16 protein-coding genes are annotated in these 13,457 nt (G+C 48.8%); 9 read left to right on the forward strand and 7 right to left on the reverse strand.

Translation table 11 applies throughout. The annotated features are described in order from the left end of the window. The first annotated feature begins 28 nt into the window (after positions 1-28). From MKY97_RS27155 to MKY97_RS27165, 3 genes are all read left to right on the forward strand, one after another. A complete protein-coding gene (locus tag MKY97_RS27155; RefSeq protein ID WP_342553245.1) occupies positions 29-241 on the forward strand; it encodes a helix-turn-helix transcriptional regulator in 213 nt (70 codons plus the stop codon). Beyond that, positions 231-545: a hypothetical protein gene (locus MKY97_RS27160; protein ID WP_342553246.1), complete on the forward strand. Its 315-nt coding sequence runs from the start codon at positions 231-233 to the stop codon at positions 543-545. The genes MKY97_RS27155 and MKY97_RS27160 overlap by 11 nt, the downstream gene beginning before the upstream one ends. A 181-nt stretch (positions 546-726) precedes the next feature. Beyond that, entirely contained in the window at positions 727-1,227 is a 501-nt protein-coding gene (locus MKY97_RS27165) for an antibiotic biosynthesis monooxygenase (protein ID WP_342553247.1), read from the forward strand. Between the two features lie 745 nt (positions 1,228-1,972). Here MKY97_RS27165 and MKY97_RS27170 read toward each other — a convergent pair. The 4 genes from MKY97_RS27170 to MKY97_RS27185 form a co-directional block, all read right to left on the reverse strand. Next, a complete protein-coding gene (locus MKY97_RS27170; protein ID WP_342553248.1) occupies positions 1,973-2,644 on the reverse strand; it encodes a GNAT family N-acetyltransferase in 672 nt (223 codons plus the stop codon). 197 nt (positions 2,645-2,841) lie between these two features. Further along, entirely contained in the window at positions 2,842-3,525 is a 684-nt protein-coding gene (locus MKY97_RS27175) for a GNAT family N-acetyltransferase (RefSeq protein ID WP_342553249.1), read from the reverse strand. A 120-nt stretch (positions 3,526-3,645) separates the two neighbouring features. Further along, positions 3,646-4,503, reverse strand: coding sequence for a carbon-nitrogen hydrolase family protein (locus MKY97_RS27180; protein ID WP_342553250.1), 858 nt, complete (start codon positions 4,501-4,503; stop codon positions 3,646-3,648). A 195-nt stretch (positions 4,504-4,698) separates the two neighbouring features. Next, a complete protein-coding gene (locus MKY97_RS27185) occupies positions 4,699-5,586 on the reverse strand; it encodes a LysR family transcriptional regulator (RefSeq protein WP_342553251.1) in 888 nt (295 codons plus the stop codon). Positions 5,587-5,771: 185 nt separating this feature from the next. Here MKY97_RS27185 and MKY97_RS27190 point away from each other — a divergent pair, with 185 nt between their 5' ends. From MKY97_RS27190 to MKY97_RS27210, 5 genes are all read left to right on the forward strand, one after another. Beyond that, positions 5,772-6,170, forward strand: coding sequence for a CidA/LrgA family holin-like protein (locus MKY97_RS27190; protein WP_342553252.1), 399 nt, complete (start codon positions 5,772-5,774; stop codon positions 6,168-6,170). Next, complete coding sequence (locus tag MKY97_RS27195; RefSeq protein WP_342553253.1) at positions 6,167-6,847, forward strand: CidB/LrgB family autolysis modulator; 681 nt, start codon at positions 6,167-6,169, stop codon at positions 6,845-6,847. The genes MKY97_RS27190 and MKY97_RS27195 overlap by 4 nt, the downstream gene beginning before the upstream one ends. Positions 6,848-6,951: 104 nt before the next feature. Beyond that, the gene (locus tag MKY97_RS27200; protein ID WP_342553254.1) at positions 6,952-7,461 is read left to right on the forward strand and encodes an AbrB/MazE/SpoVT family DNA-binding domain-containing protein; all 510 of its coding nucleotides are present in this window, start codon (positions 6,952-6,954) and stop codon (positions 7,459-7,461) included. Positions 7,462-7,585: 124 nt separating this feature from the next. Then, entirely contained in the window at positions 7,586-8,290 is a 705-nt protein-coding gene (locus MKY97_RS27205; RefSeq protein WP_342553255.1) for a Crp/Fnr family transcriptional regulator, read from the forward strand. 84 nt (positions 8,291-8,374) lie between these two features. Continuing rightward, positions 8,375-9,211 (forward strand): DNA alkylation repair protein, encoded by an 837-nt coding sequence (locus tag MKY97_RS27210; RefSeq protein WP_342553256.1) that lies wholly within the window; start codon positions 8,375-8,377, stop codon positions 9,209-9,211. A gap of 74 nt (positions 9,212-9,285) precedes the next feature. Here MKY97_RS27210 and MKY97_RS27215 read toward each other — a convergent pair whose 3' ends face one another. Further along, positions 9,286-9,663, reverse strand: coding sequence for a DoxX family protein (locus MKY97_RS27215; protein WP_342553257.1), 378 nt, complete (start codon positions 9,661-9,663; stop codon positions 9,286-9,288). A 467-nt stretch (positions 9,664-10,130) separates the two neighbouring features. Here MKY97_RS27215 and MKY97_RS27220 point away from each other — a divergent pair, with 467 nt between their 5' ends. Then, a complete protein-coding gene (locus tag MKY97_RS27220; protein ID WP_342556468.1) occupies positions 10,131-10,418 on the forward strand; it encodes a helix-turn-helix domain-containing protein in 288 nt (95 codons plus the stop codon). 181 nt (positions 10,419-10,599) lie between these two features. Here MKY97_RS27220 and MKY97_RS27225 read toward each other — a convergent pair whose 3' ends face one another. Continuing rightward, positions 10,600-11,583: a Gfo/Idh/MocA family oxidoreductase gene (locus MKY97_RS27225; protein ID WP_342553258.1), complete on the reverse strand. Its 984-nt coding sequence runs from the start codon at positions 11,581-11,583 to the stop codon at positions 10,600-10,602. Positions 11,584-11,652: 69 nt separating this feature from the next. Continuing rightward, entirely contained in the window at positions 11,653-13,311 is a 1,659-nt protein-coding gene (locus MKY97_RS27230; protein WP_342553259.1) for an FAD-dependent oxidoreductase, read from the reverse strand. Between the last annotated feature and the right edge of the window lie 146 nt (positions 13,312-13,457).

Below are 13,457 nucleotides of genomic sequence, written 5' to 3' on the forward strand. Positions count from 1 at the left end.
AAGCACGCTTTACTTTAAGGAGGATAAATTGCAAAATCTAATTCGAGACAAACGTATACATATGAACATCACACAAGAAGAACTGTCTCAAAGGCTCAAGGTTTCCAGACAAACCATCATATCGTTGGAATCTGGAAAGTATAAACCTTCACTTGTGCTTGCTCACAAGCTCGCCCAACTATTCGACTGTAGGATTGAAGATTTATTTATTTTTGAAGGAGATGAGAATATTGAATCCTGAGCTGCTGAATCGCTTGACTGGCATTGGCGGAATTATCGTTGGACTGCTGCTCGCAGTTGTTATTATGTTCCTTGCAAGAGGAATAAGCAGGAGACAGCATGGGTTGGATGAGCGTTATTTGTACTGCCTGACCAAAGCAAAAGCCTTCTCGTGGAATGCAACAACTGTCAGTCTTGCTCTGGCATGGATTATCGCAGTGATGCTGGATGGGATTTCACTTTCATTTTTCATGATTACTGCTCTGTTTGTCATTCACTGTTTGTCTTCTCTGGCAGCAAACTTCTACTACTCCGCTCGAAATTAGTCCCCTATAGGCAAAATGTGAACCTGTTGGACTCGCCCCTTGCCGTATGCTATGTTAGAAATATCTGTTGAGAATTAAATCCAGCGGCTGGAGGACTAAATCAGCTCTACAACAAGATAGATCGTACTTCATAGTGATACAGATAAGATATTAACCTACTATAAAAGGAGGCCGAAATCCTATGTACATTTATTTGGTTCCATCTCCCTTACCGGATGCACTTGCGGCTTATCCGCATCTGAGATTGAGAGGTGCAGAAGATCAGGTGCTTCTCGCTATTGAAACTACGGATCGGCTGCTGCATATCGAGTCGGATGAGCAGGTGGCTGCTTACGAGGCTTTTGACGAAGCCGGATCATGGACTGGCGGCGGATTTGCTGTGCTGAACAACATTCCTGTGACTGAAGATGGACGGAATGATTTTGAGGAACGTTTTACAAACCGCGCCCGCAAAGTAGAAGACGAACCCGGGTTTATCGGTATTCGTGTACTCCGTCCACTTAAAGGCGACACCTATGTCGTGCTTACGCTCTGGCAATCGGAAGAACATTTCAAGGGCTGGCAGCAGTCCCAAGCCTACAATCATGCCCACCGCAACCGCAGCACAAGTGAAGGTTTGACCGCGCAGAAACCAACCATGTTCCCTAGGCCTTCCTTTGTGACAACGTATACGATTGAGTAAATTTGATTGGATTTATTTGAGATGAGCCTGAGCATAACTGATTTAAGCCGAGCTGATTTGAGTCTTAGTAGGTCTCATGCATTGGTTAGTGAGTTTAACTGGTAACAGACGATTTCGTGTACGATACAGCTGCCTCTACCTGCAATAGGGAGAGGTTTTTTTGTTATCTTCTTAGATTGATATTGGATAATTTGAATATTAACCCTAGGTAGGCTACCGAGTTAAACAGCTGCAGGATTTATGAAGGACAGAAACATGCAGTAGCGAGGTTACGGGATGCGGAGTTACAGGGTTCGGGGTTACAGAGTTACGGGGTACGGAGGTACAGAGTTACGGGGTACGGAGGTACAGGGTACGGAGTTACGGGGCGTGGTGCTGTCGTATAAGCCTGGGATCATGGTTCACCATCCTGGTATTGTAATTCTAAGGATTCCAGGAGACCTTATTCAGGCCACTTCTGTCCTTTTGGAAATCTAACGATCTCAGGGGACGCTATTTGAGCCAAATTCACACTTTTCTTTTGAAATAGGCTCTTTTCGCTGAAATAAGGTCTCTCCGAATCGTTAGGACTTGAAAGTGACTTCGAACGCCTAAATAAGGCTTTCTGAGATCGTTAGCGCCCCCGCTATCACCACCCCATTCGTGGAGCGGGAGCATCAGCCATAACTCCAATACTCGAATCAAGAACTTCCCAGCAGCATAATCCTTCTACAGCTGCTCTGGTGCTGCAAGCTGCTGCCTTCTTTTACAACGGACGCAATGCCACGGTTTCACGGACATTCAATTGCTCTACCATGGCGAGCCACTCTTGTGGTTTGTTTGGCAGCACAGCATAGTACCGATTCAGGAAATCGGCCACCAGACTGGCAGGCAGCTCCGTCACCGATTCTTCCCCAGGCATAAAGCAAAGATCAAGTCCGCCTACAGCTTCGCCGTCTCCCTGCCAAGATGGATGCACATATGGGAAGTCGAGACGCTGATACCCCAGATGTGACAGCACTTCGCGGCGCACGTACGGGTCCATTGGTTTGATGCCGCCAAATGCATGGTCCTGACTCAGATATGGATTATAGATTTCGGCAAACATGCCGAACAATTCTTTACCATTCGCAGCTGCAAGCTGCTCCAGATCACGTTTGCGTTGATTTGCCAGAAAGGCACCGATTCCCAAACCTTCACGACCAATAATGGTAAAATCGGTCATTGCCACATTCCAGTCCTCATAGTAGCGATACTCCGTTGCACCGACAACTTGACCTTCATGCACAGCCACAAATACCCGGATGCCCGGATCTTCCAGCGGTTCAGCCCATAACGGGAAGTCCAGTACTTCCTCTGGTGGGAAAATCTCCTGCATCAGCTTGTGCATTTGAGCGAACAGTGGGTCCTGAATGGATGTGATACGTGTAAATTCCATAGATAAAAAACCTCCCTATATTAGGTGTATATTCGGTGCTGTAAACGGAACACCAAGAGCCGCAGCAGAAACTTCAATACCCGAAATTACTGCATGTGTCTGCCATACCTGTTACAAAGCAGACTGCCATGTACCGGGTGCTGCGTGCTGTAGAATACATAAGATCAAGCCAGAAGACGTGCAGATCAAAAACAGGATCATCTTCTGAATGGATTACGCCACTCCATCAGAGCCGCATAGTTACAGGATTCCACGTCATCCAGATAATCTGCCGCTACACCGACAGGCATACGTCCACACCGAAGCAGGAAGGAAATGACCGGGTCATGTCTCTCCCCGGCCGCAACCTGATCCAGATACTGCAGTGCTGACAGCTGCTCGCAAACAAGATGATAACCCGGCATCCGTCCTGCCCCCAGCAGACGATCCACCCCTTGTGCTATCACAAGATGGTACATAGCCTGCATCATGAGCTGAGCCAGCCCCCACTTCCGATATTTCGGGCGAATACAGAGATCAACAATGTACAGCGTGTTACCCTCCGGCTGGTGGTTGCGGATATATCCGTCATCTGTGACCTCCGCCCATGTATGACTGGATGGATGCGCAGGGTCCCACTGCATTCGCAGTGAAGTCATAGATCCAGCCAGTTCCCCATCCACCTCGATGCAGATTGCTCCTTCAGGATAATGCTGCACATGGCTGCTGAGCTGCTCTTGGTTCCAGAGCAGTTCTTCCGGGTATGGCGGAGGGAAGCTCTCCGCTTGAATGCGAATCAATTCTTCAAAGTCAGGGGCCGCATAATTGCGTATGACCGCTCTAGCTCTACCTTTCTCTCCGCATGTATTAGGCACAGTGATCAGCATTTCTTTAACGTACATCCCGCTCATCCCTCCTTCCCAAGATCAAATGACGAAACACAAAATATGAAACGGCTGCCCTGCACAATCTCCCGTACATAAAGCGCCGCGGCGAAAAACAGAACAAAGCCTTTCTTCGCTTTACTCCCAGTCTGTGTACAGATCCGTACGCCGGTCACGCCAGGTTGTTACGGAGCCGCGTTCACGCACCTCATAGAGCAAGTCCAGATCAAGGTCGGCTGTGACGATCATATCGTTGTTAATTTCACCTTCCGCCAAAATGCCGCGTGGGGGGAATGGCACATCATTCGGCGTAATAATCGCCGCTTGTCCATAATTGGCACGCATGAAATCCACTGTCGGCAGATGCCCCACCGTTCCGGTTAATACAACATAAACCTGATTTTCCACTGCGCGGGCATGGCTTGTATACCGTACCCGATAAAAACCGTGGCGATCATCCGTGCAGGACGGACAGAAAATGACATCGGCTCCTTTGGCTTTAGCCATACGCACGATCTCTGGGAATTCAATATCGTAACAGGTCAGCATTGCAATGCGTCCTTTATCCGTATCAAACACTTCGAGCCCGTCACCTGCTGCCATATTCCACTCCGTCACTTCGGTCGGGGTAATATGAATCTTCGCCTGACGTGCAATCCGCCCATCCGGGTAGAACATATGCGCCGTGTTATACAGCTTGCCTTCCTTGCGAATGACATGAGTGCCTCCGATCAGATGCATGTTGTATTTGGCAGCAAGAGAGATAAACAGCTGCTCATACTGCTCCGTGAAGTCAGGCAGATCTTCAATCGTCAATGCATTTCCCTGTGCGTCTCCAATGGACATCAACTGAGTTGTAAAAAATTCTGGGAACAGCACAAATTCCGTTCCAAATTCGTCAGCTGTCCGTATGTAATGTTCAGCCTGAGCGGCAAATTGTTCAAAAGTTTGAATCGTTTGCAGTTGGTACTGTACAGCGGATACCCGCAGTTTCATATGTCCCACACCTCCATCAGTATTGTGTCTCCATTGTAACAATGATCCCGTGATATATCTATGATGCTGAGGCAGTGTAACGTCATCTGATCAAGCCATATTTAGCTGTTTCGGTAGGGACAGCAATGTCCCCATCCTGCAATCCACTACTCATTACAGATAGGCTCGATTATTGATATTAAACGTGACTTCATTTCATCTATTCCCCAGCATCGACTGGGTAAATGCAATCCACTCCCGGGTAGCAAAAGAAAGATATCGATCCTTTCGCCAGATCATGCCCAGCTGCCATGGAATGACAGGTTCGACGACCGGAATAATTCGCACACGCATGTGATCCACCTCACGGCAGATCGTCTCTGGCAGCAGGGCAACCCCCAGATTCGCGGCAACCATCGCACTCAGCAGATCCCACTGTGAGCTCTCATAGACAACTCGCGGCTGGAAACCGGCCTGCTGGCAGGCCGCAATAATGCGGTCATGGAGTGCAAAGTCCTCCCGAAACAGGACAAAAGCATCCTGCTCCAGTTCATGCATTGCAACCGATTCTTTTCCGGCAAGCGGATGGGAAGGATGCACCAGCAGGTTCAGCTTTTCCTGGACAAACACAAAATGATCCAGCAGCTCATCCACAGTCGGCAGGACTGCCACACCAATATCCAAGGCACCACTGATCACATCGGCCTCAACTTTTTTCGCCCCGTCCTCGAACAGTTGAATACTCACTTGAGGATAAGCTTTGTGGAACTCACCGATAATCATCGGAAAAAAGCTCGATCCCACCATCGGTGGCAAGCCGATGCGCAGATGCCCCTTCTTCAGATTCATCAGATCGTCCAGCTCGGACGAAAGACTGCGGAACGATTTTTCAATCTCCAGCGCCTGCCGAAAAAAAACATGCCCTGCGTCCGTCAACTTCACCTGTTTACCGTACCGATCCAGTAAGATTACGCCTAACTCATCTTCCAAGCTTTTGACGGTTTTACTGATCGTAGGCTGGGTGATGTACAGCACCTCGGCAGCCTTGGTGAAGCTCTGCTGCCGCGCGACTTCAAGGAAATACTGCAGATGACGTATATCCATTATGTGGTCCCTCCTCCTTTCTTATCGCTATCCTCATCAACTATATCTTCTCTCCATAGACAAATGGAATAGAAAACATTCTTAATATGCATTTTACTCATGAAAGAATGCGTTGTAAAATTTGTGATACGAAGCAGCATTTCCATTCTTTTTTCAAAAATATTGCATTCAAATACATCAAATAAATGCGCATATACAAGGAGGGATTTTACGTGAAAAAATGGGGCATCGGCGCAGCGCAGGTTGCGCTGTTAATGATTTTTTCACTACTCATGGACCTGCTGGCCCGTACTCTCCACCTGCCTGTACCCGGCTCGATTCTAGGAATGGCAGTCTTGTTCATCCTGCTGCAGACCGGTGTTGTGAAGCTGCGCTGGATTGAGGTCGGAGCAGCCTGGCTGCTTGGTGAGCTGCTGCTATTTTTTATCCCGTCGGCCGTTGGCATCATGAACTACATGCCTATGCTGGAACATGACGGACTGCAAATTGTATTTATCGTGCTGCTGAGCACGTTTCTGGTTATGGCCTGCACCGGCCTGGTTGCTGCACGTATTGCCAAACGAAAGGAGCGTCACACCGGATGATTGGATTTTTATGTTTGCTGTTAACGGTCGGAATCTATTGGGTTGCCAAACGGATGTATCGCAGCCTGCCTAAAGTGTATCTGTCACCTCTGCTTATTACACCACTGCTCGTTGTAGGCATACTGCTGATGACGGGGACGGATTATGCCGCGTACAGCAGCGGAGGCAAATGGCTCAGTTTGCTCCTTCAGCCTGCTACAGTAGCTTTTGCAGTACCCCTCTATACCTTTTTTCATGTGCTCAAAAAACACATTTCCGAGATCGTGGTCAGTGTGATGGCCGGCTCGGTCGTTGCCGTACTCTCCTCGGCTATGCTGGCGAAGTGGCTGCGTTTGGACTCCGGTTTGATTCACAGTCTGATCCCGCGCTCCATCACAACACCGATTGCCATGAATGTGTCGGCTTCCATCGGAGGAATCCCGGCTGTCACAGCCGTATTTGTGATCATGACAGGGTTGCTTGGAGCGATTATGGGGCCTTCTATCGTCAAAATGCTTCGTATTGATGGTGAAATTGCACGAGGTGCACTGCTCGGAACCGGTGCTCACGGGACGGGTACTTCGAAAGCCTTCGAACTAAGTTCGCTCACAGGTACCATTTCCAGTATCTCCATGGTTTTGGCTGCACTCTTCACATTGGCCGTTGCTCCCGCGCTTTCTAAACTTATTTTCCCATAATAGTTGGAATAATCCCTTTTTTTTGAAATATTATTGTTGTATTAAAGCCCTTTCTTCCTTACAATAAGGACAGGTTTTAATGTTAATATTGCGGGGGAGATGCGATGAAAAGAACCGGAATGAAGAGATCTCTGGACCGTCTCGGACGAATTGTCCTTCCCAAAGAAATGCGGGATACAATGGAAATCCATATCGGCGATCCGCTTGAATTTTTCATTGAAGGGAAAGAGTTGATTTTAAGAAAGTACAAATCAACATTGTGTATTTTTTGCGGTGACGTGGATACGGAAATGTATTTCAAAGAGCAATTCATCTGCCGGACTTGTGCGATTCAACTAAAACACCCAGATGACACTCCCAACTGGTTCATCCCTGAGAACAAACAGGCTTCTGCACCAACAGAGCGCCCTGCTGCGAAACCCGCGGCTTCTTCATGGAATGAAGGAGACATTGCGGCAAGCCAGGACTACCCCGACCTGCGGCCGAAGACGGCACGCATGCTGCAGCAAATGAAAGAAATTATTGAACAGCATCCAGGCCTTGCTCAACAGCAAATTGCAGAGAAACTTGGCATCAGCCAAGGACGTGTCTCTCAATTAAAAAAGCTGCTGTAATTAGAATGGCATATGATCATAAATAGACAGCACCTTTCAATACAGAGGTACGCTGCCAAGGAACCCGCTGTTTTATTGGGTTCTTCTTTTTTTTGTACACAATATGGGTAAGGAGAAGATCATTATGGATAAAATTCTGTATCTGTCTCAATTCGACCTCATGTCCTCCTTATCAGAGTCAGACCTCGTTGAGATGGACAGCATGACCTCCATCACTTCGTTCCCTGCACATACAGCCATTCAGACACCCGATACATTTAAGGAAGGTTTCTATTTTGTGAAACGGGGCAGAGTACGCTTGTACACGTTGAACCCTGAAGGAAAGCAGTTTACCTTGGATATTCTGAGCGAGGGTAACGTTTTTGGAGAGATGAACGGTCTTTCTCTTGGCACACGTGATTTATATATTGAGACGATGGACATATGCGATATCTGCCTCATGGATCGCGGCCGATTTGAGCAGTTTCTAATCGATCATCCGGCATTCATGATGAGAATGATGAACGTGCTGAGTGAACGAATTAAACGAATGAGCGAGCTGACGCAGACACTTGCACTGGGGAATTTACATGACAAAATCATGCATAATCTGTGTCGGTTGGCCGAGCAGGTGGGTTGGACGGAAAAGGATGGATACTGCCTTATCCAGTGTACGATTACACATCAGGAAATTGCCTGGATGGCTGGTGCCTCCAGAGAATCGGTCACAGCAGCTATGAAAGAACTCTCGCAAACAGGACGAATTCGTACCGCATTCAAATCAGCTGCCCTTCATCCTGTTGAGATCAAGTCCTTTCGTAAACTGGCTCCTTCGCTACAAAATCCGTAACTTGTAAGCTGCCTTACATCCAAGCACGCCTGTCCCATTGTATGGTATGCCTAATGAGTACAGACAAGTTAAGGAGGCCAAACCATGGAGGCAAATTCGGACTTCATCATTTCTGAAGATATTCTTTCTCGCAAAGGTGCGCGTAAAGCGGCCGAAATTCCAGAACACATCCGCCACCTGCTGCAAAGCGGGACGATTGAATCCGTGAATCTGACGGAATGGCTTGCTGTGGATCATCTTGTTCTTTTGGAGCAGATCACCCATGAACTTGATATACCGATCTCCAGCCAGGGTATCGCCTCAAGGCTGGAACCGAAGGATCAACAGCGTATTATGAAGGTCATCCCCGCAATTGGCATACAGTGGCTGGAGTATATGAAGAGCATACCCGTACAGGAAAAAGCAGACCTCTTCACATTCTTGGCAAAACACCGTTCAGACAGTATTCGCTGCTGGGCAGCTTATATCATCGGACTAAATCCCGAACTACAGGTGACAGAAAAGCTGGAACAGATCCGTCCGTTTGCAGCGGATGCTCACTTTGGCGTGAGAGAGATCGCGTGGATGGCGGTACGGGACTCCATTCGTGCAGATTTATCTGCAGCGCTCCAGTGGTTAACACCCTGGAGTACCGATCCCGATCCGATGATTCGGCGCTTTGCCATCGAATCGACTCGACCTCGCGGGGTGTGGGCAAAACACATCCAGCCACTAAAGGAAGATCCGGCAATCGCTCTCCCCCTGCTGTCTGCCGTAAAATCAGATGCTCACCCCTATGTGCAGGATTCCGTGAGTAACTGGCTGAACGATGCAGGTAAAACGAACCCGGATTGGGTGCGTGAAGTATGTGCTCTTTGGCTCGAGCAATCGGACACCAAACATACACAGCGAATTGTGAAGCGCGGTCAACGAAGTATGTAATGATGTCGAGGATGTACGTGCAGCCAGGCATGAGATAAACCTGCCACAGCCTGGCTGAAGGTTGTTTGCATTTGTCAGGCCTGCACCATGTCCATACTACCTTCCTCTTCTTCCAGTTTGTTCAGACTGACCAGCAGGACAACGATATTAGCCACCAGCAATACAGCCGGGAACGGCACAGCTGCATACTGCGCATAGATTAGATGACTGCCTACTGCCCCAATCATAATAAACGTCAGTATACCCGAAGCCAGAATACGCGTAAGCGGGATGAGAAGCCCGACTGCACTCAGCAGTTCCAGCCCGCCGATCAGATACATCGTCCATGTTGGGTAGGAGAAACTATCGAATGTTTCCATCATCATCTCTGTTCCTGTAACTTTACTAACCCCCGTCATTACAAATACACCCGCCAACACCACCAGAAAAACATATCCCAGCACTTTCTTCATGCCCTTCATCTCCTAATCATCAAATGTTATTTACAAAAGTATTTCCTGATCCAGCTGACTGTTCATGAAGTTCAGTAAATAGAATCATTTATTTATGTAGAACTTATCTATATCAATGTCCCTGCAGGAACGATTTTTCAGCTTCTTAGCCAGCTGCTCATTTGAGAAATCATATGTATGTGTATAATACGCATTATTATTCACAAACTTACTTTTATGAAGCGAGTATATAATAATAAGATAATTTCTTCAAGTAATTTTTCTTGAAATGATGTATAATACATACAAAAGGTATGTTACAGTGTATTTTGTAGTAACCACCCTGCATGAACGTTTTATATTTTTTAGAACGGCAGCGTTTTGTCCTTTAATATAGCGTTATCCTGCACTTTTGCCATGAATCGAGGTGAAACACGTTGAAGCTGAGAAAAGTCAAATCTCCAAGTCCCTGTTTGATTACACAGGCGATGGATATTATCGGGAAAAAGTGGGTGCTGCTGATTATGTATCAGCTGCTGTCCGGACCGAAACGGTTCACGGAACTGGAGGCCGAGATGGCCATCAGCGGACGGCTGCTGTCGGAGCGTCTGAAAGAGATGGAGACGGAGGGCATCGTAACCCGGCATATGTATCCCGAAATACCTCCCCGTGTAGAATATGAGCTTACTCCTAAGGGCAGAGCCATTGAACCTGTCATCAATCAAATCTACAGCTGGTCCTCGGACTGGTTACAACAACAGCAGCAGGTGAAATAAACAGCTCGAGAGCTGCATCGTTGCAAGAGCAGGAAAACAACTTAAGATCAACCGTACTGCTGCTGATCCCAAGCGAACATGCATTGCTGCGGTTGTGAAACATAACAAATACGCCTGCACCGGACCACGGAGAGAATGGTTCCGGTGCAGGCGTATTTAAGTTTCAGGTGGAGTTGAATTTTCAATCGAGCTTCACAGGCATACCCGAATCCACCGATGCCTGTGCGGCGGTTGTGATCTCCTGTGTCCGGCAGGCATCTGCGTAATCGGACATAATACGGGAGCGGTCACCCGTGCGAAGCGCATGAATAAATGCTTCATTCTCACGTTCATATGGATTATGCCCCGCGGACACCTCCAGCCCGGCCATCGGATGTGAAGCCGCGCTCGGCAGCAGCAGACGCTCTGGCGTCCAGTCCCATACACCTGCGTCTGTATAGAATTGCAGTCCGGCTCCGCCCTCACCGTCAGGCAGTAAACATGTATTGGAAATACTTGCTATTGCGCCACTTTTAAGCTTCAGTGTCACGCTTGCCACATCTGCCACCGTCACGTCCTCATGCTTCTCATGCATGCTTCGCTGTGCTGCAGCAGCATAGACCTCTGTCACCTCGCCTGCACAGAAACGAAGCAAATCCACAATATGAGTCGTTTGTTCCACAAACTGACCTCCGGAGCCTTCCTGACGGCGCCACCAGCTGACTCCAGGCATACCTCCCATCCAGCGTCCCAGAGCCATGCCTACCCGCTGCTCCTGCATCGCTTGTTTCATGAGCTGTGCAGCCTCTTGATAACGGAAATGATATCCAACGGAAGTTAACAATGAAGACTGCTGTACCTGCTCCAGTATGCGGCTCGGTATGTCCATTCCAGTACTCAGCGGTTTTTCCACCAGAAAAGGGATGCCTCGCTTGATCAGCTCTGTCTCAATAGACCCGTGGGACATAGGAGGCACGCAGATGTATACGGCATCCAACTTTTCCCCATCCAGCATATGTTCAAGCTGATCGTAACCGGCAGCATCATACACGGAGGCCATCGCCTCTGCCTTTTCCATTGTTGTTCCACATACACCCGAGACACGGACACCTTCCATACGTGTAAGAATATCTGCGTGCACTTTACTGAACCAACCTGTTCCTATAATTCCGATCTGTAATGTCATGGATGTAATCCCCTCTCTGTTACGCGCTTACATGTTCCATTCGACCCAGATCCGCTAAATCCTGCCGCACTAGTTCCTTCCGGATGCTTCCAGCAGCAGCTGATCCAGTTCCTTCGCATAAGCTGCGGTCTGCTGCTCTGACCAGCCAAGCCGATCTGCCATATACGTGCTGACTGCAGATTTATAACGGCGAACCTCATCGATACGGAAAAATAAATCTCCCGTTCTGCGTACCCAGAAGTCGGCTGGTGTAACCGCCATCTCTTCCTCCATCGCATAACGCAGCATCAGCAACAGCTCCTGCGGCATGCCGTGAAGCTCGGCCTTGGTACGAGGATCAGGCATGCGTTCATACAGCGCATCTGCATTGGAGCCATACGTACGAGCAATTCGCTCCGCCGCGGTTCGATCCAGACCAAGCGCAACGCCGTCCTTGATCTTCCGTTCAGTATATGACACGTATCCGGCCGAACCGCCCACATCTCCTCCAGAGATCGGCATCTGTTTGGTCACACACGGTCCGGAAGTGTACCCAAATTCCTGCTGCAGCTGACGTGCAGCCAGATCAACTACCATCTCGGCCATTTTGCGATATCCCGTAAGTTTACCTCCGGCAATCGTAATCAGACCGGAATCGGATACCCAAACTTCATCCTTGCGTGAAATCTCGGATGGACCTTTGCCCTCCTCATGGATCAGCGGACGGACGCCTGCCCAACCGGACTCCACATCATCCCGGCCAATGTGAACATCCGGGAACATAAAGTTGATCGCATCGATGACGTAATCTCGGTCAGCCTCTGTAATCTGGGGATGCGCCGGGTCATCACGGTACACCGTATCGGTTGTACCCACATACGCTTTGCCATCCCGCGGTACGGCAAATACCATGCGTCCATCCGGTGTATCAAAATAAACCGCCTGCCGCAGTGGAAAACGTGCGCTGTCAAATACCAGATGGATACCTTTGGTCATCTGCAGCGTTTTGCCTTGGCGTGAGCCATCCACTTCACGAAGGGTATCCACCCAGGGGCCTGAAGCATTGATTACTTTTTTAGCTCGAAGCGTGCAGTCGTTTCCGCTCAACTGATCCACGGCATGGATTCCCGTAATGACGCCATCCTCCTTCAGGAAGGAGGTTGCCCTCACATAGTTAATGGCTTCCGCTCCTCGTTTGACCGCTTCCTTCATGACTTCGATGGTTAGTCTGGCATCATCTGTCCGATACTCCACATACCGTCCGCCGCCCAGCAGCCCCTGTGTCCGCAGCAGAGGTTCACTTGCCGATGTATTGCTGGCATTCAGCATCTGCCGCCGTTCGCTGCGCTTCACACCAGCAAGTCGGTCGTACACCATCAAACCGATCGATGTACTGAATCGGCCAAACGTGCCGTCCGTGTAAATCGGAAGCAGCATCGGTTCAGGTGTTGTCACATGCGGACCATTCTCATAAACAACCGCCCGCTCCCGTCCAACCTCAGCTACCATCTTCACTTCAAACTGCTTCAAGTAACGCAGCCCGCCATGAACCAGTTTTGTGGATCGACTGGATGTACCTGCCGCAAAATCCTGCATTTCGACGAGTGCTGTTTTTAATCCGCGGGATACAGCATCCAGTGCGATTCCCGCACCCGTGATACCGCCGCCAATAATCAATACGTCAAAATGTGCATTCGCCATTCGTTCCATCGTTTCATTTCGCTGTGCTGCCGAGAACGCTGTTGCCATGACAATACCCTCCATTTTTTACCTATTTCCTCTCTAAAAAACAACAAAAAAAGGACCACGTCATTCGTTCAGCAATTGCTGAACGCACGTGGTCCCTCCCGATCTCCAGACATCATTTTTTAACTTGTAACCTAATCCTATCACAG

The organism is Paenibacillus sp. FSL R7-0652 (assembly GCF_038595045.1).
In the GTDB taxonomy this organism is placed as follows: Bacteria; Bacillota; Bacilli; order Paenibacillales; family Paenibacillaceae; genus Paenibacillus.

Excerpts from the sequence above, each read along its gene's own strand:
- MKY97_RS27165 (WP_342553247.1), top strand. The coding sequence starts at position 727 with ATGTACATTTATTTGGTTCCATCTCCCTTACCGGATGCACTTGCGGCT.
- MKY97_RS27170 (WP_342553248.1), bottom strand. The coding sequence starts at position 2,644 with ATGGAATTTACACGTATCACATCCATTCAGGACCCACTGTTCGCTCAA.
- MKY97_RS27175 (WP_342553249.1), bottom strand. The coding sequence starts at position 3,525 with ATGTACGTTAAAGAAATGCTGATCACTGTGCCTAATACATGCGGAGAG.
- MKY97_RS27180 (WP_342553250.1), bottom strand. The coding sequence starts at position 4,503 with ATGAAACTGCGGGTATCCGCTGTACAGTACCAACTGCAAACGATTCAA.
- MKY97_RS27185 (WP_342553251.1), bottom strand. The coding sequence starts at position 5,586 with ATGGATATACGTCATCTGCAGTATTTCCTTGAAGTCGCGCGGCAGCAG.
- MKY97_RS27190 (WP_342553252.1), top strand. The coding sequence starts at position 5,772 with ATGCGCATATACAAGGAGGGATTTTACGTGAAAAAATGGGGCATCGGC.
- MKY97_RS27195 (WP_342553253.1), top strand. The coding sequence starts at position 6,167 with ATGATTGGATTTTTATGTTTGCTGTTAACGGTCGGAATCTATTGGGTT.
- MKY97_RS27200 (WP_342553254.1), top strand. The coding sequence starts at position 6,952 with ATGAAAAGAACCGGAATGAAGAGATCTCTGGACCGTCTCGGACGAATT.
- MKY97_RS27205 (WP_342553255.1), top strand. The coding sequence starts at position 7,586 with ATGGATAAAATTCTGTATCTGTCTCAATTCGACCTCATGTCCTCCTTA.
- MKY97_RS27210 (WP_342553256.1), top strand. The coding sequence starts at position 8,375 with ATGGAGGCAAATTCGGACTTCATCATTTCTGAAGATATTCTTTCTCGC.
- MKY97_RS27215 (WP_342553257.1), bottom strand. The coding sequence starts at position 9,663 with ATGAAGAAAGTGCTGGGATATGTTTTTCTGGTGGTGTTGGCGGGTGTA.
- MKY97_RS27220 (WP_342556468.1), top strand. The coding sequence starts at position 10,131 with ATGGATATTATCGGGAAAAAGTGGGTGCTGCTGATTATGTATCAGCTG.
- MKY97_RS27225 (WP_342553258.1), bottom strand. The coding sequence starts at position 11,583 with ATGACATTACAGATCGGAATTATAGGAACAGGTTGGTTCAGTAAAGTG.
- MKY97_RS27230 (WP_342553259.1), bottom strand. The coding sequence starts at position 13,311 with ATGGCAACAGCGTTCTCGGCAGCACAGCGAAATGAAACGATGGAACGA.